The following is a 22772-nucleotide window of genomic DNA, read 5'->3' on the forward strand; positions in this document are numbered from 1 at the left end:
CTTGCGAGCCGGGTTTGCAGCGCCTATCAACCCGCAAGCAGCTAAGGAGAACGAAAATGGCCGGGCTTTATCTCCAGGAGTTCGTCGCCGGCCGTGTCTTCCAGCACACGCTGCGCAAGACCGTCACCGAGAGCGACAACATGCTGTTTTCGGTGATGACGCTGAATCCGCAGCCGCTGCATATCGATTTCGATTTCGCCGCCAAGAGCGAATGGGGCAAGCCGCTGGTCAACTCGTTGTTCACGCTCGGGCTGATGATCGGCATCTCGGTCAACGACATCACGGTCGGCACGACTGTGGCCAATCTCGGCATGAAGGAAACGGTGTTCCCGCATCCGGTCTTCCATGGCGACACTATCCGCGTCGAAACGACAGTCATTTCAGTCCGCGAATCCAAGTCAAAGCCCGATCGCGGCATCGTCGAGTTCGAGCACCGTGCCTACAACCAGCATGGCGACCTCGTCGCCAAATGCACGAGGCAAGCCATGATGCTGAAGAAGGCGGCCTGACGGATGCGCTCGCTGTTGTTCGTCCCTGGCGATTCCGAAAGGAAGCTAGAGAAGGGTTTTGCCACCGGGGCCGACGTGGTCATCGTCGATCTCGAAGATTCCGTGGCGCCGCAAAACAAATTGCGCGCCCGCGAGATCGCGGCGCGCTTCATCGTGGAACGCAGGACGCAAACGAGTTCGGCGATCTACGTCAGGGTCAATGATCTGTCGACCGGGCTGACGGATGACGATCTGACGGCTTTGGTCCCGGCAAGGCCCGAGGGCATCATGCTGCCCAAGTCGAACAGCGGCCAGGATGTCCAGCAGCTTGCGGCAAAGCTCAGGGTTCGCGAGGCCGAAAACGGCCTGGCCGACGGCGTGACGAAAATCCTGCCGATCGTCACCGAAACGCCGGCGGGCGTGCTGGCGGCGGCGACTTATGCCGGGACAAGCGCGCGGCTTGCCGGCGTCACCTGGGGAGCAGAGGATTTGTCGGCTGCGATCGGTGCGCGCACCGCCCGCGACGAGCACGGCCGCTACACCGATGTGTTCCGCTTCGCCCGCGCCATGACCATCCTTGCGGCCGGAGCGGCGGAAGTCGCGGCGATCGACACCGTGTTTCCGAATTTTCGCGACATGGAAGCCTTCGCCGCGGAATGCGCCGAGGCGGAGCGGGACGGCTTCACCGGCAAGATGGCGATTCACCCCGATCAGGTGCCCGTCATCAACGCCGCCTTCACGCCATCGGCCGAGGCCGTGAAACAGTCGGCGGCCATTGTCGCGGCGTTCCAGGCGGCCGGAAATCCGGGCGTCGTCGGCATCGGCGGCAAGATGGTAGACCGCCCGCATTTGCGGCTGGCCGAGCAGCTTCTGGCGCGCGCAAGGGCGGCGGGCATTTCCGCCTAGTCTCAGTCCCGCGCCAGCACGATGATCCGGTCCTCCGGCACATAAGCCAGCGCTTCCGATTTCAGTGGGTTGACGGTGACGCCGCCCAGCCCCCGGTCGTCGGCCTCCGCTGCACGGATGCGCCGGTAACCTATCGCGATCTCGCCGCGTAACCGCGCCGATTCCGCGATCGTCCAGAAGGTCACCGGCCGCTCGATGGCGATATAGTCGGTGACCGGACGCATGTAGATTTCGGAGCCCTTCTCGTCGAGCAGGTCGTCGAAGATCGCGGCGAGATACTGGTTCTCGGACGCCTGTGCCAGCATCAGACTCACCAGCCTGTTGCTGACGACGAAATCGTCGGCCTTGGTGACTGCCGCAAGCTCTCGGTTGCGTACGTCGATCATCTCGCTGACGATGTTGATGTGCAAGCCGGCATCATCCGCGATCTTGCGCAGATGCAGCAGCGTCACCAGCGTGCGGGTATCCGCAGGCTGCGCTGCCATGGTTTCGCTATAGCCGAGCACGAGCACGTGGTCGTAGGAAGGCACATCCAAGGCTGCCAGCGCGGTGCTGCTCGAAGTGTCGATGACGCGACAGTAAACCGACAGATTGTCGCCGGCGACCGGTAGCTGATCAACTTCCTGCTCCAGGCCGGGCGTATCGGCGGCGATGGTCAGGCTCGAACCAGGCGCGACGTAGCGCGACAATTCATAGGTGATGATCGGACCGCGCCGGTTCCAGCCGAGGACCAGCATGCGTTCCGGCTTCATCTCGACGGGCCGCGGACTGAGGAGCGCCGCCGTGTCGATCTCGATCCTGGCGCTTCCAAGCTTTATCGCGGCATCGTCCTCCGCGATGATAATGGCGCGAATGCCTTTGCCGATCACCAAGTTCGATGGCGGGTTCAGATCGACCTGCCCATCGTGGTCGCAGAGGCCGATCAGCGCGCAGTGCTCATACGCCATCATCGCCTCGCCGAAGGTCTTGCCGGCGAGCTCCGGCTGCTCGGTCGTGTAGATTTCGTAGCCGTCGAAATCGAGCAGCTCCGAATAGACGCTGCTGAGACCCGACTGCCGGCTCGAATGCACGACAATGCGCGAGATCAGCTGGTCGGCCAGCACGAGTTGCACCTCGGCTCCGCCGACGACGCGGGCGACCTCGGCGTTCTTGCCATCGCGGATCTCGGCGGCGATGTTGTACGGGGCGGTACGCCGGATCGGGTCGTTGACCAGCGCCAGCACCGTCTTGATGACCTGGGAATCCGGATCGTCGCCATCGGGCGACAGCACGATGACCGACCGCGAGGTCTGCGGGTTGACGATGGCCAGGTCGTAGAGATCGGTCGGGTCGCCGCTGCGGCAGATGATGCGCGTATTGCCCAGTTTGCCCACCTTGACTGCGATCTCGTCCTCCATTTGGACCTTATCCATATTGGCCATGACGACGATCCGCGGACGGCGGCGGCTAGCATTGGCAACGACGAGTTCGGAGATGACGTCGAAGATCGACGGTGACCAGTTGAGAATGATGGTGTGATCAGTCTCCAGCACTCGCGAACGGCCCTTGCGCAATTCATCGAGCTTGCTGTCGACGCCAGCGCTCAGCACGCCGATGAGAGCCGACACGACGAAGATGCCGGTAAGCGTGACAAACAGCATAACGAGACGGAAGGCCCAGCCAGTATCACCGCCCATCGTGCCGGAATCGAGCGTGCGCATCAGCGATTCCCAGAACGCTTCGAAAAAGTTCAGCGGCTCGCCGCCTTCCGGAGCGATGCGGGTCGCCGCAAGGAAGCCCGCGGCAGCGATGATGATCAACAGGGAAAGGATAGCGAGCCAGCCGATCAGCGCGATCGGACCGGCGGCCATGCTTTTGTCGAATCCGTAGCGGAGCCGGGTTCCCAGCGAGTCTCGTTTCTTCATGCCGACGGTGCCCCCGCAATATCCCCAAGCCCGATGCGCCAACCCCAACGCATCGCTGAAGCGCTCTCTTAGCGTGTGTTTAGATACAGGGGAATCGCTTTCGCGTGTTCACGCCTATGCAATCCACCGATCGCTGTCGATGGCATGATCGGGGTCCTCGACCACAGCATCCGTATGGCGAGCCTGGCTACCTGCGCGCCGTCATGACCGCCAGCCCGGCGGACGAGTGCCGGTACTGCTCAGTGACTGGCAGGGCCTGGGTGTTCAGTCTCTTTCCCAGCGCGGCCGGCGCATCGAAAATACCTCGCTGATGCTTGCATAATCCATGTAGCCAAGCCGGGCGACATTGCCGGCCTTGCTGATGTCGAACAGGCCGTCCTTCAGGTAGGCATCGTCGATATAAACGCCGATCACCTCGCCGGCCACGACGACGGCGTCGGTCGGCACTCCGTCCAGGGCTTTTGGCCGGAAGACTTCCGTCACCCGGCATTCGAGCGCCGCCGGTGCGGCCGCCACACGGGGCGGCGCGACAAGGCGCGACGGCGCCATGGCAAGGTCGGCATAGAGGAACTCGTTGACGCCGCGCGGTGCGTCGACAGCCGTGCGGTTCATCTTCTCCGCAAGATCGCGGCTGACCAGATTGGCGACGAATTCGCCGGTTTCCTGCGCAAAGGAAGCGCTGTCCTTCTCGCCCTCGGAGGAGAACCAGACGATGAAGGGCCGTGTCGAAATGGCGTTGAAGAAGGAATAGGGCGCGAGGTTGATCTCGCCTGCCCCGTTCAGGGTCGAGATCCAGCCGATCAGGCGCGGCGCCACGATCGCCTTCGACGGATCGTGCGGCAGTCCGTGCCCCTTTGGCGGCTCGTAAAACACTTAGCCGGCCCAGGGCCCGGCATAGTCGGCATAGAGCTTTGCCGGATCGGGCCGCGGCCGCTCCGGCGCAGGGCCTTGATAGGAGCCGATATGGACAAAGCCGACGACACGCTCCTGCGGCGCCAAACCTAGTATCCCCCTGCCCTCCGGCACGTCGGAATACCAGTTGCTGATCATGTTGGTGCCATAGCCCAGCGCGTTGGCTGCTAGCATCAGGTTCATCGCCGCCATCCCGCCCGACAGGAACATCTCCCATTGCGGGATTTTCGGATTGTCCTTCGGCACGGAGACGACGCCGATCACCAGCGGCGCGCGCGAGAATCGCGCCAGTTCCTGGTAGCGGCGGCCTTCCGGCAATGGTCCCTCCCGCTGCTCGGCAAGCGCTGCCAGTTGTCTGCCGATCTCGATGCGGGCGTCACCCCGATACAGGATGAAGCGCCAGGGTTCGAGCCGGCCGTGGTCGGGCACCCGCACGGCGGCAGCGATTATCGTCGCTATCTCGGCATCGCTCGGCGCCGGCTCCTTTAAATCGGGGATCGGTGCTGAGTTTCGGGTCAGCAGGAAGTCGATGATTGGCGACGCCATGGGCGCAAGTCTCCTAAAACACTCTGTTTTGAGCTGAAGCGCACCATCGGGAATTCGGCGGCTCGGGCAATGGCGCAAGCGCCGGACTGAAAAGTCGGTATCGGTGGGACTCTTAAGCCTTGAAATTGCCACCGCCATGGGCTTCAACGCAAGGCATGTTTGAGGGGACTATCCGTCTTTTCCTGGTCTGGCTTTCCACCCTGCTGTTCATGGCACCGGTTTCGCTTGCCGTGGCGCAGGACACGGACGGCGTTGGCGATCTGAAGCTTCCCGGGATTTCGAGTTATGCGACCCCGAAAGGCGAGAGATCCCTGGCGCTGAGCGGCGGCGGTGCCATCACGCTGTCCGCCCAGTTGACCGACAAGGGCGCCGACATCACCCGCGGTATTGTCTGGCGTGTGTTCAGGCCCGAAGCCGTCAACGGCAAATTGCCGATGGTGGCGTCCGCGCATGGCGGCAGCGCCGTCTTCCAACTCGAACCTGGCAGCTACCTGGTTCACGCCTCCTACGGCCGGGCCGGCGCCACCAAGCGCATCACCGTCGGCAAGGACGCCAAGCGTGAAAGCCTCGTGCTCGACGCCGGCGGCCTCAAGCTCGACGCGGTTCTGTCCGGCGGCGTACGCATTCCACCGAAGAAACTCCGCTTCTCGATCTACGAGAGCCATGCCGAAGCGAACGGCGACCGCGCGCTGATCATTCCCGACGTCGAGCCCAACAGCGTCGTGCGGCTCAATGCCGGCATCTACCACGTCGTCTCGACCTATGGCGCGGTCAATGCGGTCATCCGTTCCGACATCCGGGTCGAGGCCGGCAAGCTGACCGAAGCGACTGTCGAGCACCACGCCGCCGAAATCACGATGAAGCTGGTGCGCGAAACCGGTGGCGAGGCGATAGCCGACACGTCCTGGTCGCTGCTCAACGAATCCGGCGATCCGATCAATGAAACCGTCGGCGCCTTCGCCTCTATGGTGCTGGCCGAGGGCGATTACACCATCATCGCCAAGAACCGTGACCGCATCTATCAGAAGGATTTTACGGTCGTGGGCGGACAGAACCAGGAAATCGAGGTTTTGGCCACCGAGGCGGCGGCGATGGACCCCGAGGAAGGCGCGGACTGACCGTCGAATTTGCAGGCGTCAGGCGGCCAGCTTCGTGCGTGCCGGCAAAAACGAAATCCGGCGGCGCCGCATTGGCGGCGCCAGGTCGAAAACACCGCGATAAAGCCGGTCGAGCAGCGCCTTCCGGTCGCGCAACGGTTCCAGTTCGCTCCAGTCCAGCACATCGCCGACGCGCACGTCGATCGCCTTGCCGGACAGGCGCGCGAATTCGTGGATGAGCAGCGAGATGCGGAGCGTCAGCGAGGCCTTGCCGACAAATTTGGCAACGCGGCCGTCGCGTTCGGCCATGTTCATCGGCCCGCTGACCAGATGGAACAGCCTGCCATTCTGCCCGGAGAAATGCATCGGAATGACCGACGCCTTGGCGTCCTGGACGAGCCGGGCTGGAAACATCTTCCACGGCAGGTCGCGCGCCCGGCCAAAACCTTTCGGCGCGGTGGCAACACCGCCGGCCGGAAACACCACGATGGTGACGCCTTCCTTCAGCAGCCGCACCGCCTCGTGACGCACGGCCATGTTGTTCTTCAGCGCGTCCTTGGTCTCGGAAAAGTCGATCGGCAGCGAATAGGGTTCCATCTCTCGGATCTTGAGCAGATCCTTGTGGATCATCACCCGGAACGGGCGCCCGAGCTGCTCTGCCAGCGACAGCACCGCAATACCGTCGCCGATGCCGAACGGATGGTTGGCGACGATCACCAACGGTGTGTCCGGCAATTGCGCGGGCGGCCACTGATCGGCGGTCCGCACACGGACGTCGATCAGATCGAGCATGCGGCTGAACACACGCTCGCCGGTCGGCACCACCTGGCGACGCCAGAAATCATAAAGTTCCGCGAAACGGTCCCGGCCGGACAGGCCTTCGATGGAATGGATGACCCAGCGCGTCAGTGCGGGCTGACGCGCATTGGCATAGGAAAGCTCGGGAAACGGCTTTTCTCGCGTCTTCAGCTTAAGCATGACAGTTCGCTACTGCGTTGGCGTGACAGGGATATGAAAATAGCGGTGGATTGCTCCGCCGCCATTGGGGGGTACAAAATACCGTTCAGTCAGGCAGCGCGCTTGCGCCGGCGATCAGGCGTGATCGCCTCCTCGGTCAATTTCGCGATGGCCTCGGCGAGACCAAGCGATTCCTGGTCGCGCGAGCCCAGGCGACGCATGTTGACCGTCTGCTCCTCAGCCTCGCGCTTGCCGCAGACGAGAATGACAGGAACCTTGGCCAGCGAGTGTTCGCGGACCTTGTAGTTGATCTTCTCGTTGCGCAGATCCGCTTCCGCCAGGAGCCCGGCGGCCTTGAGCTTTGCCACCACGTCGGTCGCATAATCGTCGGCATCCGAAGTGATTGTCGCCACCACGACCTGCAGCGGCGCGAACCATAGCGGGAAATGGCCGGAATAATTCTCGATCAGGATACCGAGAAAGCGCTCCATCGAGCCGCAAATGGCGCGATGCACCATGACCGGCTGCTTCTTCTCGGAATCCGAGCCGATATAGAAGGCGCCAAAGCGTTCCGGCAGGTTGAAGTCGACCTGCGTGGTGCCGCACTGCCATTCGCGACCGATCGCATCCTTCAGCACATACTCGAATTTCGGCCCGTAGAAGGCGCCCTCGCCCGGGTTGATCGAGGTCTTGATCCGGTTGCCGGACCGCGCCCTGATCGTTTCCAGCACGCTGCCCATGATCGCTTCGGCATGGTCCCACGCCTCGTCGGTACCAACGCGCTTTTCGGGCCGCGTCGACAGCTTGACGCTAATCTCGTCGAAACCGAAATCGGCATAGGTCGACAGGATCAGATCGTTGATGCGCAGGCATTCCGAGGCCAATTGCTCCTCGGTGCAGAAGATATGCGCATCGTCCTGCGTGAAGCCGCGCACGCGCATCAGCCCGTGCAGCGCGCCCGACGGTTCGTAGCGATGCACATTGCCGAATTCCGCAAGCTTTACCGGCAGATCGCGGTAGGATTTCAACCCATGCTTGAAAATCTGCACATGACCAGGGCAGTTCATCGGCTTCAGCGCGAACACGCGATCGTCGTCGGTCTCGTCGCCGGCGACGGTCACCTTGAACATGGCGTCGCGATACCAGCCCCAATGACCTGACGTTTCCCACAGGCTCTTGTCGAGCACCTGCGGTGCGTTGACTTCCTGGTAGCCCTGCTCGTCGAGGCGGCGTCGCATGTAGTTGACCAGGTTCTGGAACATCTTCCAGCCCTTGGCGTGCCAGAAGACGACGCCTGGTCCTTCTTCCTGGAAATGGAACAGGTCCATCTCGCGGCCGAGCTTCCTGTGGTCGCGCTTCTCGGCTTCTTCCAGCATCGTCTGGTAGGCGTCGAGCTGCGCCTGGTCGGCCCAGGCCGTGCCATAGATGCGCGTCAGCATCGGGTTGTTCGAGTCGCCGCGCCAGTAGGCGCCGGCCACCTTCATCAGCTTGAAAGCATTGCCGATCTGGCCGGTAGAGGCCATGTGCGGGCCGCGACAGAGGTCGAACCAGTCGCCCTGCGCGTAAATCTTGAGGTCCTGATCCTCGGGAATGGCGTCGATCAGCTCCAGCTTGTAGCGCTCGCCCTTGTCGGCAAACACCTTTTTCGCCTTGTCGCGCGACCAGACGTCCTTGGTGAACGGCTTGTTGCGCGCGATGATCTCGCGCATCTTCTTTTCGATCACCGGAAAATCGTCCGGCGTGAACGGCTCGTTGCGGGCGAAATCGTAATAGAATCCGTTCTCGATCACCGGTCCGATGGTCACCTGCGTCCCCGGCCACAATTCCTGGACGGCTTCCGCCAGCACATGTGCGGCGTCATGGCGGATGAGTTCCAGCGCACGCGCATCGTCGCGGGTGATGATCTCGATCTTGCCGGACTTGCCGAGCGGGTCGCTGAGGTCGCGCACGGTGCCGTCGATGGCGTAGGCAACGGCCTTCTTGGCCAACGACTTCGAGATCGATTCGGCAAGGCCAGCGCCAGTCATCGCCGCGTCGTAATCGCGGACGGAGCCATCGGGAAATGTCAGGGAAACGGAATTCAGCACGGGTATCTCCTATCCAGTCCCGCAAACGAGCGCGGGTGGTTAACTGCATATCGTAACCCAAAAACCGTCCCGCGGTTTTGGGGTTTATGACATGCATGAGTAATGCCGGATGCGTCCGGCGGCGGGCTGTCTTTTATGAGCAGATCCCGCCGCAGTAAAGGCTGGCGCCGAAATCAACCATTCATTTGATGAGCAACGGCAGATCCTTCAGGAACGCCGCCCTGATCTTCGGACCCTTGGGCATGTCGGTGGGGATGGCGTCGACAGTCAGGCGCGCAAAAACGATCTGGCGGCCATCCTTCTTCGCCCAGCCGACGAACCAGCCGAGCGAGCGCTTGTCATTATCGGCTTCGTTGCCGAGCCTGGTGCTGCCCGTCTTGCCTTGCACGGTCCAGTCCCCGGCCTGGAACGTCGGGATGATGGCGCTGGTCATCTCATAGGCCTTGGCCGAGACCGGCAGCTTGCGCGCCAACAGCTTGCGCAGGAAGTCGACCTGCTCGACAGGCGTTATCTCGAGCGAGGAATTCACCCAGGATCGGGTCAGGCCGTCATTCTGGCCAGGATTGCCGGAAACATCGGCGTTGCCGTAGCCGAATTTCGAGACATAGGAGGCAAAGTTCTCCGCCCCAAGCCTGCGGGTGATTTCACGCGAGTACCAGAGGATCGAATCCTTCTCCCAGATCGTCGGATCGACGGCCTTCCGATCTCGTTTCACCGCTTTGAATTCGGGCTTGTAGTCCCATGTCGGCGTATGTGCGTCGCTCAGGATTCCAGCGTCGTAGCCGATCAGCGACAGCGGCACCTTGAACGTCGAGGCTGGACTGAACCTCTGGTCGCAGATCCCCTCCTGGTAGAGCGTCTTGCCGCTCGCCGCATCGGCGATCAGCGTGCACTGCATATCCCCGAGCGGCGCCGATTGCGCGCGCATTGGAAATCCCAAAAGCCACGCAAGCAGGAACAGGACGCCGGCAAAGATGAAGGGAAGACGGTCGACGTTACGCATTTTCTGCTCGCTCCGGAAGGGGGTTCGCGAGCGGTTTAGCGAGGTCTCTTGTCTCGATTTTGTCTCAAATGCGCAGTCTTTGTGCAGGCTTGCGTTAACCCTACCAGATCGTAAACCGGCGCGCCCACGCCGGCTGGGATGGTTCGATCAGCTTTGCGCTTCGCCGCGCTTTTCACCGATCCGCCAGTACCGCCAGGGCATGAACCAGACATAACGATCCGCCAGCACTTCCGGCACAAGGTCGATACCGTGCGTGCCGAAAGGCCCGCAGCGCAGCACCCGGAAAAGCCCCATCCAGCCGCCTGCCCACAGGCCATGCCGGGCGATCGCCTCATGCGCGTATTCCGAACAGGTCGGCAAATGCCGGCAGGAATTGCCGACGAAGCCGGAGAGCGTCAGCTGGTATAAGCGCACAAGCGACGTGCCGAAGAGGCGCCCGGGCGTCTTGCGCCACGGGCCCGGCCAGTTGCGGCCGCGCTTCGGCGGCCCGGCGCTATGCGCATGCCCCTGCTGCTGGCCCACATCCTTCTCCGTATCGCGTATCCCAGGCATAGATGTGAGCTTCCACGGGAGAACGCAATCCCCGCTCCTATGGTCGAGAACGGCGAAACGGCAGCCAGCGAACCGGATCGTTCCCGGGGAAAGGAGAAGCCAGCTCTTCGCACCGCTTTGCATTGTGTCTTTCGTCACGCCTTTGGAACGTTGCGATCCGCAAGACGTCGCCAAAGATGCCCAGGATCTGGATCATGGTCGTATCTCCTTCGACGCGATAAGACCGCCGCTGGCCTTCGCCTTCAAACGAGTATAATTTCCGCTTCGGATAATCCTGGGTTATGCGAATGAAGCGTGGACGATTGCCGCTGACGGCATTGAGAAGCTTCGAAGCGGCCGGCCGGCATCTGAGTTTCAGCAGGGCCGCCGAGGAGCTTTTCGTCTCGCAGGCGGCGATCAGCCGGCAGATCCGCGAGCTCGAAACGTTGCTGCGCCAACCTTTGTTCGAGCGTCACCATCGCCGCGTCGAACTGACGGATGCAGGCCGCCGACTGCTCGCCCCCTTGGTCAGGAGTTTCGACGATATCGACAGGCTGCTTTCGGAGTTGGCCGCGGTGCCGGCGCAATCCGTGGTTCGCGTCAGTGTCGAGCCATCACTTGCGTCCGTGTGGTTGGTGCCCCGGCTCAATCGGTTTCGCGAACTGCGGCCCGATATCGACGTCTCCCTCGAAGTCGATCCGAGACTGATCGAGTTTCGCGGCGATCAGCCCGAACTTGCCTTACGCTTCAGCGCCCATACCACCTCGTGGCCGCGCAGCGACGCCGAGCGGCTTGCCTCGACAGTGGATTCACCGGTTCTGTCGCCGGCGCTGCTAAATTTCGGCCCCGCCCTTGAGAAGCCGATCGATCTCGGCCGCTACACGCTTCTGCACGAGGAAAACCGTCAGGGCTGGGCGCGCTGGTTCGAAGCGGCCGGCGTTCCCGCCGATGCCGTGCCCGCGCGCGGCCCGATGCTGGCGGACGCATCGCTTTCGAAGCAAGCCGCCTTGCTCGGGCATGGCGTGGCGCTTGGCGATCTCCTGCAGATCGGCGAAGAACTCGCATCGGGCGCGCTGATCAAGCCGTTCGACATCGATGTCGCATCCGGCGCCTACTGGCTGGTGGCGAGGAGCTTGCGCGATCTCTCGGAGCCGGCCGCGGCGTTCGCCGACTGGGTGAGAAACGAATTCGCCGAAACAAGACGGGCGCGGAGTTTGGGAGAACTGGCCTAGGCGGCCTTTTCGGCGCGTTTTTTCTCGATCTGGCCGACGGCGTCGACGACGGCGTCGAAGGTCAACATAGTCGAGGCATGGCGCGCCTTGTAGTCGCGCACCGGCTCGAGATATTTCAGGTCGCCGAAGCGGCCTTCCGGCGGCGCGCCGTTTTCCTTCAGCATCTTCAGCATGGTGTCGCGCACCGCGCGCAATTCCTCGGCGCTCGCGCCGACGACATGCTGCGCCATGATCGAGGACGACGCCTGGCCAAGCGCGCACGCCTTCACGTCATGGGCGAAATCGGTGACCACGCCGTCCTGCATCTTGAGGTCGACTGTAACGGTCGAGCCGCATAGTTTGGAATGCGCCTTCGCGGTCGCGTCGGGATGGTCGAGCCGGCCGATGCGCGCGATGTTTCCGGCAAAACCCAGAATTTTCGCATTGTAGACGTCGTTGATCATATTTTTCCAATCCGTCGCCGCCAAGCGAACAGCGATTGCCGCTGCCGCGTCTTCCTTTCGCTCGCCATGACCTTATATAATGGTGGCAGATCGGTATCGACAAGGCGAAGAAAGCCAGCGTCCTTGCCGGAAAGTTCACGCCGCTTACGGGACTGGAAACAGAGTGAGTTTCCGAAACCGAAAGGTCGTGGTCCGTTCAACTCGTTCCTCCTGAGAGAGGAACTACGGGAGACGCCTTTATGGATGCCGTCATCAAGAAATTCATGCCCCAGTCCGCCTACATGGAAAAACCGGTCACCGACCGGCCCAGCGAAGCCGAAGTCGAAACAGCGGTGCGCACATTGTTGCGCTGGACAGGCGACAATCCGGACCGTGAGGGGCTGATCGACACGCCAAAGCGCGTGGCCAAGGCCTTCCGCGAAATGTTCGGCGGCTACGACATGTGCCCGGCCGAAGAACTCGGCCGCACCTTCGAGGAGGTCGCCGGCTATGACGACCTTGTCATCGTCAAGGATATCCAGTTCCACTCGCATTGCGAGCATCATATGGTGCCGATCATCGGCAAGGCGCATGTCGGCTATCTGCCGGACGGCAAGGTCGTCGGCCTGTCCAAGATCGCGCGCGTGGTCGATATCTTTGCCCACCGCCTGCAGACTCAGGAGGCCTTGACCGCGCAGATCGCCGGCGTCATCCAGGATGTGCTCAATCCTCGCGGCGTCGCAGTCATGATCGAGGCCGAGCACATGTGCATGGCCATGCGCGGCATCCGCAAGCAGGGTTCCACCACGCTCACCTCCACCTTCACCGGCGTTTTCAAGGACACGCCTGAAGAGCAGGTTCGTTTCGTCACCATGGTGCGCGGCGGCGGGGTGTAAGCCCCCCTCGCCGAAATCGCCGGGCCAAGATATGGTCAAGCAAGAAAAATAGAGCGGCGATGTCGGCAGTGGAATTTCCCAAAGCTCCGTCGGACAAGAAGGCCCTGGAAGAAGGCGCGGTGTTTTCGCCGCGCTTCGACGCCGCGGGCCTGGTTACCGTCGTCGTTAGCGATGCCCGGGACGGCATGCTTCTGATGGTCGCGCACATGAATGCGCAGGCGCTGGCACTGACGCTGGAGACGGGCATCGCCCACTACTGGTCGCGCTCGCGCAACGCGCTTTGGAAGAAGGGCGAAACCTCCGGCAACCTTCAGAACGTCGTCGAGATGCTCACGGATTGTGACCAGGACGCCATATGGTTGCGCGTCGAAGTGTTGGGCCACGACGCAACTTGTCACACCGGCCGGCGTTCTTGTTTTTACCGGACGGTGGGGCTGGTCGATGGCAAGGCGACGCTTGCCGACGACGGCAGCAAGCCGCTGTTCGATGCGGAAAACACGTATCGGAAGTCACCAGCTTGAACCTTCTGCCCGACACCAACCACACAGATTCACCATTTCGATACGGCCCGCCTGTAGATTTGCCGTGGGACAAGGGAGATCATGATGCTCGAGTGGGCGTCATTGCGTAACAGACCAGATGTCAGGGAGGCCAACGGCCTGTCCTCGCCCGGCGGCACGTCCGAAACCAACGCTCCGAAGAAAACAGGTATTTCGCTTGCCTTGGGCGGTGGTTGCGCCAGAGGCTGGGCCCATATCGGCGTGCTGCGCGCGCTCGATGAAGCCGGCATCGAGGTCTCGATGATCGCCGGCACTTCGATCGGCGCGCTGGTCGGCGGCTGTTATCTTGCCGGCAAACTGGATGAACTTGAAGAGTTCGCCCGCAGCCTGACCAGGCGGCGCATCTTCGGCCTGCTCGATCTCAATCTGCGCGGCAGCGGCCTGTTTGGCGGCATGAAGCTGGATGCCCGTCTGCGTGAGCATATAGCCGGCATCCGTTTCGAGGACCTGCCCAAGCCATTCGTCGCCGTCACCTCGGAAATCCGCACCGGCCATGAAATCTGGCTGTCGAGCGGCTCCCTGATCACGGCCATGCGCGCTTCCTATGCGCTGCCCGGCGTGTTCGAGCCGGTGAATTGCAACGGCCGCGTGCTGGTCGACGGAGCGCTTGTCAATCCGGTACCGGTTTCAGTCTGCCGCGCCTACGAGCAGCCGCTGGTCGTGGCGGTCAATCTTCACTACGACCTGTTCGGCCGCGCCGCCGTCATCAAGCATAGCGCCGGCGAACTGTTCGTCGAAAAGGATGCGCCGAGACCCGGCCAGGCCGACGCCGAGCGCCATGTGTACCAGACGCGGCTCGGCATCACAGGCGTCATGGTCGAGGCCTTCAACATCATCCAGGACCGCATCTCGCGCGCCAGGCTGGCCGGGGATCCACCCGACATGTCACTGCAGCCGAAGCTCAGCCATATCGGACTGACCGAGTTCCACCGCGCCGATGAAGCGATCCGCCTCGGCTATCAGGCGACGATGGCTCAGATCGGCGAATTGACCCGGCTGCAGACCGTCCTGGCCTAGGCTTCTCCGTACTCCGAGAGGAATCCAGGTTCGTCACTAGGGAACTAGCCCCGCAGGTATCGTCTCAAATTTCCAGTCGCCTTCCGATAAACTGATTGCAAAATGCAATTGGTCATGATCCACTGTACGGGATGGAACAGAGGCGTCGATGGCCAGAATTGTTTATTCCATGCTGACGTCCTTGGACGGCTACATCGCCGGGCCGGACGGGGATATTGCCCTACCGGTGCCCGAGGCAGAGTTGCACCAGCACTTCAACGACATGATGAGGCAGGCCTCGGTGGTCCTCGCCGGACGCCGGATGTACGAGGTGATGCGCTTCTGGGACAGTCCGGATCGCGAGACCGGCGCCGCGGAGGTCGAGCGGGATTTTGCCCATGCATGGCGAGAGACGCCGAAGGTGGTCTTCTCGACCACGCTTCGGCAAGTCGGGCACAATGCCCGGCTGGTGAATGACGATGCCATAGCCACGGTAAGATCTCTCAAGGCGGAGACGGATGGCCTCATAATCCTCGGCGGCGCCGATCTTGCCGCCTGTCTGGCGCGGGCCGGTCTCATCGATGAATACCGGCTCTACATGCATCCGGTTGTGCTTGGCGGTGGCAAGCCGTATTTCCAGTCCGGCCTGTCACTGAGGTTGCAGCCGCTTGGCGCGGAAAGCCTCACTCAAGGGGTGACGCTGCTGCGTTATGCACCCGCCAGCGGCGGTGGATAGGCGCCGCCGCTACGCCCGCGCCGCATCGATGATGCGAAACTGCACCGTACGGCTGCCGTTCCAGTAGTTGCCCGATAGCGAACCGGCGACATGCACGGTCTTGCCTCGGTTCTTGAACAGAAACTCGCCAAGCGCGGTATCGACGGCGCGAAAGGCGATCGCCTGGATGCGGCCGCCGCTTTCCGACTGCAGGTCGGCGCGTATGTGATTGGTGCCGACCGGCCGGGCGTCGGCCAGCCGGTGACGCTGCTGCGCTATGCACCTGCCAGCGGCGATGGATAGGCGCCGCCGCTACGCCCGCGCCGCATCGATGATGCGAAACTGCACCGTACGGCTGCCGTTCCAGTAGTTGCCCGATAGCGAACCGGCGACATGCACGGTCTTGCCTCGGTTCTTGAACAGAAACTCGCCAAGCGCGGTATCGACGGCGCGAAAGGCGATCGCCTGGATGCGGCCGCCGCTTTCCGACTGCAGGTCGGCGCGTATGTGATTGGTGCCGACCGGCCGGGCGTCGGCCAGCCGGTGACGCGGCAGCGCGAAGACCGGCGCGACGTGCCCGGCGCCGAATGGCCCGGCCCTTTCCAGCGCATCCAGCAAAGCCAGCGTCGCACCTTCCGCCGCAAGTGCGCCGTCGATCGCCAGGCTTTCCTCGCCTTGCAATCGAAACACGTCGGCCGCCGCCCGTTCCTCGAAAAACGCCCTGAGTTCGCCGAGCCTCGCGCGCTCCACGGTGATGCCGGCCGCCATGCCATGGCCACCACCCTTGACGATCAGCCCGGCGGTGGCGGCTTCGCGCACCAGCCGGCCGAGATCGAAACCCGACACCGAGCGGCCCGAACCGGTGCCCGTGCCGTTGGCGTTGAAAGCGATGGCGAAAGCCGGCCGCCGCGCGTGATCCTTGAGCCTCGAGGCGAGCAGGCCGACGATGCCGGGATGCCAGCTGGTGCTGGCGGTGACGACGATGGCCGGACCGTTGCCGCCGGCAAGCTCGGCATCTGCCTCGGCGCGCGCCGCGGCCAGCATCTCCTGCTCCATCAGCTGCCGCTCCTGGTTGAGCCGGTCGAGCGTCTCGGCGACGGTCAGCGCCTCGACCGGATCGTCCGTGGCAAGCAGCCGGCTGCCGAGTGCCGCATCGCCGATGCGCCCGCCGGCATTGATGCGCGGTCCGATCAGATAGGCCAGGTGGAAGGTCCCTATCGGCTCGCCGATTCGCGAGACGCGCGCCAGCGCGGCCAGCCCTTCATTCTTCTGCTGGCGTGCCACTTGCAGTCCCTTGACCACGAATGCGCGGTTGACGCCGGTGAGCGGCACCACGTCGCAGACGGTGGCAAGCGCGACCAGATCGAGCAGCGAAAGCAGATCGGGCGGCGTGGCGTCGGTCAGGCCGCGCAGCACCTTCGCCGTCTGCACCAGGGCGAGGAAGACAACGCCGGCCGCGCAGAGATGACCCTGTCCGGAAAGATCGTCGTCGCGGTTCGGATTGACGACGGCGATTGCCGCCGGCAGGGGACCGCCGACCTGATGATGATCGAGCACCACGACATCGGCGCCGGCCGCGTTGGCGGCATCGATGGAAGCCGCGCTGTTGGTGCCGCAATCGACGGTAACGATCAGCGTCGCACCGCGCGAGACGAGTTCGCGCATGGCCTCCGGATTGGGACCATAGCCCTCGAAAATTCGGTCGGGGATGTAGATTTCCGACGGTATGGAGAAATGCGCGAGGAACCGCTTCAGCAGGGCCGACGAGGCGGCACCGTCGACATCGTAGTCGCCGAAGATTGCCACCTTCTCCCTGGCCATCACCGCAGCCGCGATGCGGGCCGCCGCTCTGTCCATGTCGGTCAGCGATGCCGGATCGGGCAACAGGTTGCGGATCGTCGGGTCGAGAAACCGTTCGGTCTGCTCGGCGGTGACGCCGCGCCCGGCAAGAACGCGCGCGACGATATCCGGCACGCCGTGGCCTTGCGCGATGGCGAGCGCGATCATGTCCTGCCGCTCGCTCAGCCGGTGCTCCCAGGAGAGACCGGTGGCCGACTGCCTGACATCGAGGAAAAGGCGTTTTTCGCCCATCATGCGCCCTGCCCACCCAAGCCTTGCCCACCCAAGCCTTGCCGATCCAAGCCTTGCCCCTCCCGCAGGATAGGCCAAAGGCGGGCAAAGCCAAGCGGCTTGCCGTGGTGCGCCGTCTCGGGAGAACTCAAGGAGAACTACGCTTTTCGGCCTGGCGCCGTAGCCATTCGTCAGCCGCATCGCCCATGGTCTTGTCGGCGCCATCCTTCAGCCAGGCCATGAACGGCCGGTCGAACCTGAACGCCGCGCCGCATTCCCTGGCGAGAAAGCGGCGCACATTCTGGGTGTTGCGATAGGACGTCGTGATGACGGTGGCGCGCGAGATCGGGTCCGCGTGCCAGTCGAACGCTTTCATTGTCAAATCCTTGCGCCTACCTCAGGGTGCGCGCCAAATGGCTAACAACTGTAAGGCGGCTTCGCAAGCGAACGTCAGAACTTATCCAGATCCTGGTGCCGCGCCTTGATTTCGCGCACGGTCCGCGACGACGAGCGCAGCACGATCGTGTGCGTGGTGATGTAGGTGTGGCCAAACTTCACCCCGGCCAGCATGTTGCCGTCGGTGACGCCGGTGGCCGCGAACAGCACGTCGCCACGCGCCATGTCTTCCGCATGGTAGATCCGTCTCGGGTCGGAGATGCCCATCTTGGCGGCACGCGCGACCTTTTCCGGCGTGTCCAGGATCAGCCGGCCCTGCATTTGGCCGCCGGTGCAGCGCAGTGCCGCCGCGGCCAGCACGCCTTCCGGCGCGCCACCGGTGCCGAGATAGATGTCGATGCCGGTTTCCTCGGGATCGGTGGTGTGGATGACGCCGGCGACGTCGCCATCGCCGATCAGCCTGATCGCGGCGCCGGTGGCGCGCACGGCGTCGATCAGCTTGGCGTGGCGTGGCCGGTCGAGGATGCACGCCGTGATGTCTGAGACCGCAACGCCCTTGGCCCGGGCGAGACTGGCGATGTTCTCCGCCGGCGCGGCGTCGACGTCGATGACGCCTTCGGCATAGCCCGGCCCGATGGCGATCTTGTCCATGTAGACGTCGGGCGCGAACAGCAGGCTGCCCTTTTCGGCGATCGCTACGACAGCGAGGGCATTGGGCAGGTTCTTGGCGCAGATCGTCGTGCCCTCGAGCGGATCGAGCGCGATGTCGACGGCGGGACCTTTGCCGGAGCCGACTTCCTCGCCGATATAAAGCATCGGCGCCTCGTCCCGCTCGCCCTCGCCGATCACCACCGTGCCCTTGATGGCGAGCCGGTTGAGTTCCTGCCGCATGGCGTCGACGGCGGCCTGGTCGGCCGCCTTCTCGTCGCCGCGGCCACGCAGCCTGGCGGCCGCGACGGCGGCCCGTTCGGTGACGCGCACCAGTTCCATGGTGAGTATCCGGTCCAGGCCGGCGACAATGTTCTGGGCCACATTCATTTCGGCAAATCCTCGTTCATACGCGGCCTCCCGCCGGAGGCGCATTTGTTTTGTCAAACGAGCATGACAACGGCAAGACCTGCCGATGGTTTTATTGAAAGGCTAGCAATATCAATCGATTAAACCCGATTCGTGAGCGCAGCGCAGACCCGGCCGGAAAGAGCCGCGCGTGGTTTAAAAATGAGAATGGGCGTCCTTCGCGTCAGAAAACCGCGAGATATCTAAGCAGCGAAACGATGCCGATGATGATGACGACGATCTGGACGATCTGCCGCGTCCTGCCGTCGAGCGGCAGGCGCTGAACCAGATAGAGGACGAGAACGACCACGAGGAATGTGATCAGGACGCCTATCAACACCGATGAAGCCACTGTGCCCTCCCTGGCAAAGGATCTGCTGAAAACGACGGGACGAGCCGGCAAGATCGGCTCTGTCGCGGCGTGATCAGTACCACCGCCGCGGCGCGTCGTTCATCGATTGGCCAATGGCGAGCCCGGCCAGAAAGCCAAGCAAGCCGACAACGCCGACCACAGCGGTCGTCGTGCCAGGATTTTCGCGTGCGACCTCCGAAACCGACTGCGCCTGCGTGCGCAACTGCCGTGCGGTTCGCGAAGCACGGCCTGCCGCTGTTTCGTAGAAATCCGAAGCCTGCTCGGAGGCGTCGTCGGCCATTTCCGCACTCCGCGCCGAAATGCTCTTGTTGATCCTGGTGATCTCCTTGCGCAAATCGGCGATCTGTTTTTCCAACGCTGCCTGGATATCGCCGAGCTGCGGGTTGTCGGATTTCGATGCTTCGGCCATTGGATATCCCTTCGGTTTCAGACCTCAGGAAAACGGCGCCGGCAAGGATTGGTTCCGGCGATCCCCCCTGCCACACCGACCGGAATTGCTCGTGCAACCAAGCGCGTGGCGCGGTTCCTTACCCTGCCCGCTCGATGCGGATGACCTGTGGCTTGTCGGTCAGGTGACCGTCCTTGGTGATGCCGTCCACCGCCTTGCGCACGGCGGCCTCGGTGGTCTCGTGGGTCACCAGGATCACGGTCTTCTGTGCCGCCGCCTCTCCGCTGACAGCATGCTGGACGATCGATTCCAGCGAAATGTCGTTGTCGGCCATCCGCTTGGCGATTGCCGCGAACACGCCGATGCGATCATGCACGGTCAGCCGGATGAAGTAGCCGCCTGCATGGCTGCGCATCTGCGCCTTCTTGTAGGGCTTCAGTTCCTTCGCCGGCCGGCCGAAGACCGGGCCATGCTGAAAGCCGGGGCGGCTCTTGGCGATGTCGGCGATGTCGCCAATGACGGCCGATGCGGTGGCATTGCCACCGGCGCCGGGGCCGGAGAGCAGCAGCTCGCCAAGAATGTCGGTCTCGATCGCCACCGCATTGGTGACGCCGTGCACCTGCGCGATCACCGAGGCCGTAGGCACCATGGTCGGATGGACGCGCTGCTCGATGCCGCTGTCGGTGCGCTGGGCGACGCCAAGCAGCTTGATCCGGTAGCCGAGATCGCCGGCCGCACGAATATCGGCCTGGCTGATGTTGGAAATGCCTTCCATATAGATGTCGTTGGCCGCGATCTTCGTTCCGAAGGCGAGGCTGGTCAGGATCGACAGCTTGTGCGCGGTGTCGTGGCCCTCGATGTCGAAGGTCGGATCGGCCTCGGCGTAACCCAGCCGCTGAGCGTCCTTCAGACAGGCATCGAACGAGATGCCCTCGGCCTCCATGCGGGTCAGGATGTAGTTGCAGGTGCCGTTGAGAATGCCGAACACCCTGGTGACCGAATTGCCGGCCATCGCTTCGCGCATCGTCTTGATGACGGGTATGCCGCCCGCCACCGCCGCCTCGTAGTTGAGCAGCACGCCCTTCTTCTCGGCGACCTCGGCCAGCGCGACACCGTGCCTGGCCAGCAGCGCCTTGTTGGCGGTGACGACATGGCGGCCGGCTTCGAGCGCCGCCTTCACCGATGACCGCGCCGCTCCCTCGTCACCGCCGATCAGTTCGACGAACACGTCGATAGCGGCTGTCTGCGCCATCTCGACCGGATCGTCGAACCATTTTGCGGAAGCGAGATCGACGCCACGATCGCGCTTCCGGTCGCGCGCCGAAACAGCGGATACGACGATGTCGCGCCCGCACTGCCGGGTCAGTTCGGCCGCCTTGTCGCGCAGCACGCGCGCCACCGACGCACCGACGGTGCCGAGACCGGCAATTCCAACACGCAGTGCTTCAGCCATAGCCGGCGAAATCCCTCAAAAATCGATCGAAATTGTATAGGGGCAGGCTTACCGGTGAGCGGAAAGCGGCACCACATTGTTGGGCTGCTTGGCGCTGGTCGACAGGAAGCGCTTGATGTTGCGCGCCGCCTGCCGGATCCGGTGCTCGTTCTCGACCAGCGCGACGCGCACGAAGTCGTCGCCATGCTCGCCGAAGCCGACGCCGGGCGCCACCGCCACATCGGCGTGCTCGATCAGCAGCTTGGAGAATTCGAGCGAGCCCAGATGCCGGAACGGCTCCGGGATCGGCGCCCACGCGAACATCGAGGCCGCGGGTGCCGGAATGGCCCAGCCGGCGCGGCCGAAGGCGTCGACCATCACGTCGCGGCGCTTGTGATAGATATCGCGCACCTCGGCGATATCGGCGCCGTCGCCATTGAGCGCGTGTGCCGCGGCCACCTGGATCGGCGTGAAGGCCCCGTAGTCGAGATAGGATTTCACCCGGGTCAGCGCCGAGATCAGCCGCTCGTTGCCGACGGCAAAGCCCATGCGCCAGCCGGGCATGGAGAAGGTCTTCGACATGGAGGTGAACTCGACGCAGACGTCGATGGCGCCGGGCACCTGCAGCACCGAGGGCGGCGGATTGCCGTCGAAATAGATCTCCGAATAGGCAAGATCGGACAGGATGATGATGTCGTTCTTTTTGGCGAACGCCACCACGTCCTTGTAGAAATCGAGCGAGGCGACCAGCGCCGTCGGGTTCGACGGGTAGTTGAGGATCAGCGCCAGCGGCTTCGGGATCGAGTGACGGATGCCACGCTCGACCGCCGGGATGAAGCCATCATCGGGTTCCACCTGCAGCGAACGGATGACGCCGCCCGACATGATGAAGCCGAAGGCATGGATCGGATAGGTCGGATTGGGGCAAAGGATCACGTCGCCGGGCGCGGTGATCGCCTGCGCCATGTTGGCGAAACCTTCCTTCGAACCAAGCGTGGCGACCACTTGCGTGTCGGGGTTGAGCTTCACGCCAAAGCGCCTGCTATAGTAGGCGGCCTGGGCGCGGCGCAGGCCCGGTATGCCGCGCGACGAGGAATAGCGATGCGTGCGCGGATCGCGCACGACCTCGCACAGTTTGTCGACGATGGCCTTGGGCGTCGGCAGGTCCGGATTGCCCATGCCGAGGTCGATGATGTCGGCGCCGCGCGAACGGGCGCTGGCCTTGAGCCGGTTGACCTGCTCGAAGACATAAGGCGGAAGCCGGCGAACCTTGTGAAATTCTTCCATGGCAGTTCCAGACATCGAAAGGCCCCGGACATCAAGGGCGTTGGGCGCGCGCTATATACTCATTTGCAGGTAGGGTCGAGGGCGGGGTCGCATTTGCCTTCGATCTGCTTCAGCGTTTCATCGCCATGCTTCTTGGCCAGAGCCGTCAAAGCCGCCTGATCGGTGACGCCGGCGCCGCCGCCCCTGCCCGCCTGTGCGTTCTCGTCCGCCTTCAATTGGGCGAGCTTGGCGTTCTTCTCGGCCTCGGTGAACTGCGGTGCCGCCACTTGCGGCTTGATGTTCAGGTTGGGAAAGGTGCCGGTGTCTTTCGGACCGGCATCCGTCGCGACAGGCGTGGGACCGCTGGTGTTCGCGCTCGCGCACCCGGCAACGCCCAGGACGAAGATCGCCGCACCGGCGCGGCAAAAGCGTCCGGCGCCAAAAAAAACAGTCTCGCCAATGTTAATCGTCATATTGTTTCCTTGGCAGCCGGGGTAGAGCGAGATTGGACCCTGGCGGATGTCCCATGCTAATATGTC

General features: G+C 63.2%; 25 protein-coding genes and 1 pseudogene. 8 read left to right on the plus strand and 18 right to left on the minus strand.

Features of this window, described 5'->3' with window-relative positions; all coding sequences use genetic code 11:
• Nucleotides 1–56 precede the first annotated feature (56 nt).
• Together NKJ26_RS26415 and NKJ26_RS26420 are read left to right on the plus strand one after the other, a co-directional pair.
• Nucleotides 57–509, plus strand: a complete 453-nt coding sequence (locus NKJ26_RS26415) for a MaoC family dehydratase (protein ID WP_352698211.1) — start codon at nt 57–59, stop codon at nt 507–509.
• 3 nt (nt 510–512) lie between these two features.
• A complete protein-coding gene (locus NKJ26_RS26420) occupies nt 513–1394 on the plus strand; it encodes an HpcH/HpaI aldolase/citrate lyase family protein (protein WP_352698213.1) in 882 nt (293 codons plus the stop codon).
• Between the two features lie 2 nt (nt 1395–1396).
• On the opposite strand, the gene NKJ26_RS26425 is transcribed toward NKJ26_RS26420, so the two are convergent.
• The 3 genes from NKJ26_RS26425 to NKJ26_RS26435 form a co-directional block, all read right to left on the minus strand.
• Nucleotides 1397–3298, minus strand: a complete 1902-nt coding sequence (locus NKJ26_RS26425; protein ID WP_352698215.1) for a CASTOR/POLLUX-related putative ion channel — start codon at nt 3296–3298, stop codon at nt 1397–1399.
• Between the two features lie 264 nt (nt 3299–3562).
• On the minus strand, nt 3563–4171 hold the full coding sequence (locus NKJ26_RS26430) for a flavin reductase family protein (protein ID WP_352698216.1): 609 nt from the start codon (nt 4169–4171) through the stop codon (nt 3563–3565).
• Nucleotides 4172–4756 (minus strand): nitroreductase family protein, encoded by a 585-nt coding sequence (locus NKJ26_RS26435; protein WP_352698218.1) that lies wholly within the window; start codon nt 4754–4756, stop codon nt 4172–4174.
• Between the two features lie 155 nt (nt 4757–4911).
• Here NKJ26_RS26435 and NKJ26_RS26440 point away from each other — a divergent pair, with 155 nt between their 5' ends.
• Nucleotides 4912–5874, plus strand: coding sequence for an RgsD C-terminal domain-containing protein (locus tag NKJ26_RS26440; protein ID WP_352698220.1), 963 nt, complete (start codon nt 4912–4914; stop codon nt 5872–5874).
• An 18-nt stretch (nt 5875–5892) separates the two neighbouring features.
• Here the strand turns inward: NKJ26_RS26440 and NKJ26_RS26445 are convergent, their stop codons facing one another.
• The 5 genes from NKJ26_RS26445 to NKJ26_RS26465 form a co-directional block, all read right to left on the minus strand.
• Nucleotides 5893–6831 (minus strand): lysophospholipid acyltransferase family protein, encoded by a 939-nt coding sequence (locus NKJ26_RS26445; protein WP_352599014.1) that lies wholly within the window; start codon nt 6829–6831, stop codon nt 5893–5895.
• Between the two features lie 89 nt (nt 6832–6920).
• Nucleotides 6921–8897, minus strand: coding sequence for a threonine--tRNA ligase (gene thrS, locus NKJ26_RS26450; RefSeq protein WP_027024999.1), 1977 nt, complete (start codon nt 8895–8897; stop codon nt 6921–6923).
• A 181-nt stretch (nt 8898–9078) separates the two neighbouring features.
• Entirely contained in the window at nt 9079–9900 is an 822-nt protein-coding gene (gene blaOXA, locus NKJ26_RS26455) for a class D beta-lactamase (RefSeq protein WP_352698223.1), read from the minus strand.
• Nucleotides 9901–10047: 147 nt separating this feature from the next.
• Nucleotides 10048–10422, minus strand: coding sequence for a membrane protein insertion efficiency factor YidD (yidD, locus tag NKJ26_RS26460; RefSeq protein WP_352599008.1), 375 nt, complete (start codon nt 10420–10422; stop codon nt 10048–10050).
• A 67-nt stretch (nt 10423–10489) separates the two neighbouring features.
• Nucleotides 10490–10648 carry a hypothetical protein gene (locus NKJ26_RS26465; protein WP_352698225.1) on the minus strand — a complete coding sequence of 53 codons (159 nt, stop codon included), beginning with the start codon at nt 10646–10648 and terminating at the stop codon, nt 10490–10492.
• Between the two features lie 91 nt (nt 10649–10739).
• On the opposite strand from NKJ26_RS26465, the gene NKJ26_RS26470 reads away from it, so the two are divergent.
• Nucleotides 10740–11663: a LysR substrate-binding domain-containing protein gene (locus NKJ26_RS26470; RefSeq protein WP_352698227.1), complete on the plus strand. Its 924-nt coding sequence runs from the start codon at nt 10740–10742 to the stop codon at nt 11661–11663.
• Here NKJ26_RS26470 and NKJ26_RS26475 read toward each other — a convergent pair.
• Nucleotides 11660–12106, minus strand: a complete 447-nt coding sequence (locus NKJ26_RS26475) for an iron-sulfur cluster assembly scaffold protein (protein WP_352599001.1) — start codon at nt 12104–12106, stop codon at nt 11660–11662. The two genes, NKJ26_RS26470 and NKJ26_RS26475, sit on opposite strands and share 4 nt — an antisense overlap.
• 239 nt (nt 12107–12345) lie before the next feature.
• Here NKJ26_RS26475 and folE point away from each other — a divergent pair, with 239 nt between their 5' ends.
• The 4 genes from folE (at nt 12346) to NKJ26_RS26495 (ending at nt 15273) form a co-directional block, all read left to right on the plus strand.
• A complete protein-coding gene (gene folE / locus NKJ26_RS26480) occupies nt 12346–12981 on the plus strand; it encodes a GTP cyclohydrolase I FolE (RefSeq protein WP_352598999.1) in 636 nt (211 codons plus the stop codon).
• A 59-nt stretch (nt 12982–13040) separates the two neighbouring features.
• Nucleotides 13041–13502, plus strand: a complete 462-nt coding sequence (hisI, locus tag NKJ26_RS26485; protein ID WP_352598997.1) for a phosphoribosyl-AMP cyclohydrolase — start codon at nt 13041–13043, stop codon at nt 13500–13502.
• Nucleotides 13503–13583: 81 nt separating this feature from the next.
• Nucleotides 13584–14558 (plus strand): patatin family protein, encoded by a 975-nt coding sequence (locus NKJ26_RS26490; protein WP_352598995.1) that lies wholly within the window; start codon nt 13584–13586, stop codon nt 14556–14558.
• 148 nt (nt 14559–14706) lie between these two features.
• On the plus strand, nt 14707–15273 hold the full coding sequence (locus NKJ26_RS26495) for a dihydrofolate reductase family protein (protein WP_352698230.1): 567 nt from the start codon (nt 14707–14709) through the stop codon (nt 15271–15273).
• Between the two features lie 9 nt (nt 15274–15282).
• Here NKJ26_RS26495 and NKJ26_RS26500 read toward each other — a convergent pair.
• The 9 genes and pseudogenes from NKJ26_RS26500 to NKJ26_RS26540 all read right to left on the minus strand — a co-directional run.
• Nucleotides 15283–15519, minus strand: a pseudogene (locus NKJ26_RS26500) (single-stranded-DNA-specific exonuclease RecJ); the annotation flags it as partial.
• Nucleotides 15520–15564: 45 nt separating this feature from the next.
• Nucleotides 15565–17346, minus strand: a complete 1782-nt coding sequence (gene recJ / locus NKJ26_RS26505) for a single-stranded-DNA-specific exonuclease RecJ (RefSeq protein ID WP_352598991.1) — start codon at nt 17344–17346, stop codon at nt 15565–15567.
• Nucleotides 17347–17470: 124 nt separating this feature from the next.
• Nucleotides 17471–17698: a DUF6434 domain-containing protein gene (locus NKJ26_RS26510; protein ID WP_352698232.1), complete on the minus strand. Its 228-nt coding sequence runs from the start codon at nt 17696–17698 to the stop codon at nt 17471–17473.
• A 74-nt stretch (nt 17699–17772) separates the two neighbouring features.
• Nucleotides 17773–18756: a class II fructose-bisphosphatase gene (gene glpX, locus NKJ26_RS26515; protein WP_352698233.1), complete on the minus strand. Its 984-nt coding sequence runs from the start codon at nt 18754–18756 to the stop codon at nt 17773–17775.
• Between the two features lie 202 nt (nt 18757–18958).
• On the minus strand, nt 18959–19126 hold the full coding sequence (locus tag NKJ26_RS26520) for a Thivi_2564 family membrane protein (RefSeq protein ID WP_352598985.1): 168 nt from the start codon (nt 19124–19126) through the stop codon (nt 18959–18961).
• Between the two features lie 73 nt (nt 19127–19199).
• Nucleotides 19200–19556 carry a hypothetical protein gene (locus tag NKJ26_RS26525; RefSeq protein WP_352598983.1) on the minus strand — a complete coding sequence of 119 codons (357 nt, stop codon included), beginning with the start codon at nt 19554–19556 and terminating at the stop codon, nt 19200–19202.
• Nucleotides 19557–19674: 118 nt separating this feature from the next.
• Nucleotides 19675–20988, minus strand: coding sequence for a homoserine dehydrogenase (locus NKJ26_RS26530; RefSeq protein WP_352598981.1), 1314 nt, complete (start codon nt 20986–20988; stop codon nt 19675–19677).
• Between the two features lie 48 nt (nt 20989–21036).
• Nucleotides 21037–22254: an LL-diaminopimelate aminotransferase gene (locus NKJ26_RS26535; RefSeq protein WP_352598979.1), complete on the minus strand. Its 1218-nt coding sequence runs from the start codon at nt 22252–22254 to the stop codon at nt 21037–21039.
• 59 nt (nt 22255–22313) lie between these two features.
• Nucleotides 22314–22706, minus strand: coding sequence for a hypothetical protein (locus NKJ26_RS26540; RefSeq protein ID WP_352598977.1), 393 nt, complete (start codon nt 22704–22706; stop codon nt 22314–22316).
• Between the last annotated feature and the right edge of the window lie 66 nt (nt 22707–22772).

It is taken from the genome of Mesorhizobium sp. M0152, from assembly GCF_040322415.1.
In the GTDB taxonomy this organism is placed as follows: domain Bacteria; phylum Pseudomonadota; class Alphaproteobacteria; order Rhizobiales; family Rhizobiaceae; genus Mesorhizobium.

Bases quoted from the DNA above. Each gene is read 5' to 3' on its own strand.
- NKJ26_RS26415 (WP_352698211.1), top strand. From the start codon at position 57: ATGGCCGGGCTTTATCTCCAGGAGTTCGTCGCCGGCCGTGTCTTCCAG.
- NKJ26_RS26420 (WP_352698213.1), top strand. From the start codon at position 513: ATGCGCTCGCTGTTGTTCGTCCCTGGCGATTCCGAAAGGAAGCTAGAG.
- NKJ26_RS26425 (WP_352698215.1), bottom strand. From the start codon at position 3,298: ATGAAGAAACGAGACTCGCTGGGAACCCGGCTCCGCTACGGATTCGAC.
- NKJ26_RS26435 (WP_352698218.1), bottom strand. From the start codon at position 4,756: ATGGCGTCGCCAATCATCGACTTCCTGCTGACCCGAAACTCAGCACCG.
- NKJ26_RS26440 (WP_352698220.1), top strand. From the start codon at position 4,912: ATGTTTGAGGGGACTATCCGTCTTTTCCTGGTCTGGCTTTCCACCCTG.
- NKJ26_RS26445 (WP_352599014.1), bottom strand. From the start codon at position 6,831: ATGCTTAAGCTGAAGACGCGAGAAAAGCCGTTTCCCGAGCTTTCCTAT.
- blaOXA (WP_352698223.1), bottom strand. From the start codon at position 9,900: ATGCGTAACGTCGACCGTCTTCCCTTCATCTTTGCCGGCGTCCTGTTC.
- NKJ26_RS26465 (WP_352698225.1), bottom strand. From the start codon at position 10,648: ATGATCCAGATCCTGGGCATCTTTGGCGACGTCTTGCGGATCGCAACG.
- NKJ26_RS26470 (WP_352698227.1), top strand. From the start codon at position 10,740: ATGAAGCGTGGACGATTGCCGCTGACGGCATTGAGAAGCTTCGAAGCG.
- NKJ26_RS26475 (WP_352599001.1), bottom strand. From the start codon at position 12,106: ATGATCAACGACGTCTACAATGCGAAAATTCTGGGTTTTGCCGGAAAC.
- folE (WP_352598999.1), top strand. From the start codon at position 12,346: ATGGATGCCGTCATCAAGAAATTCATGCCCCAGTCCGCCTACATGGAA.
- hisI (WP_352598997.1), top strand. From the start codon at position 13,041: ATGTCGGCAGTGGAATTTCCCAAAGCTCCGTCGGACAAGAAGGCCCTG.
- NKJ26_RS26490 (WP_352598995.1), top strand. From the start codon at position 13,584: ATGATGCTCGAGTGGGCGTCATTGCGTAACAGACCAGATGTCAGGGAG.
- NKJ26_RS26495 (WP_352698230.1), top strand. From the start codon at position 14,707: ATGGCCAGAATTGTTTATTCCATGCTGACGTCCTTGGACGGCTACATC.
- recJ (WP_352598991.1), bottom strand. From the start codon at position 17,346: ATGATGGGCGAAAAACGCCTTTTCCTCGATGTCAGGCAGTCGGCCACC.
- NKJ26_RS26510 (WP_352698232.1), bottom strand. From the start codon at position 17,698: ATGAAAGCGTTCGACTGGCACGCGGACCCGATCTCGCGCGCCACCGTC.
- glpX (WP_352698233.1), bottom strand. From the start codon at position 18,756: ATGAATGTGGCCCAGAACATTGTCGCCGGCCTGGACCGGATACTCACC.
- NKJ26_RS26525 (WP_352598983.1), bottom strand. From the start codon at position 19,556: ATGGCCGAAGCATCGAAATCCGACAACCCGCAGCTCGGCGATATCCAG.
- NKJ26_RS26530 (WP_352598981.1), bottom strand. From the start codon at position 20,988: ATGGCTGAAGCACTGCGTGTTGGAATTGCCGGTCTCGGCACCGTCGGT.
- NKJ26_RS26535 (WP_352598979.1), bottom strand. From the start codon at position 22,254: ATGGAAGAATTTCACAAGGTTCGCCGGCTTCCGCCTTATGTCTTCGAG.
- NKJ26_RS26540 (WP_352598977.1), bottom strand. From the start codon at position 22,706: ATGACGATTAACATTGGCGAGACTGTTTTTTTTGGCGCCGGACGCTTT.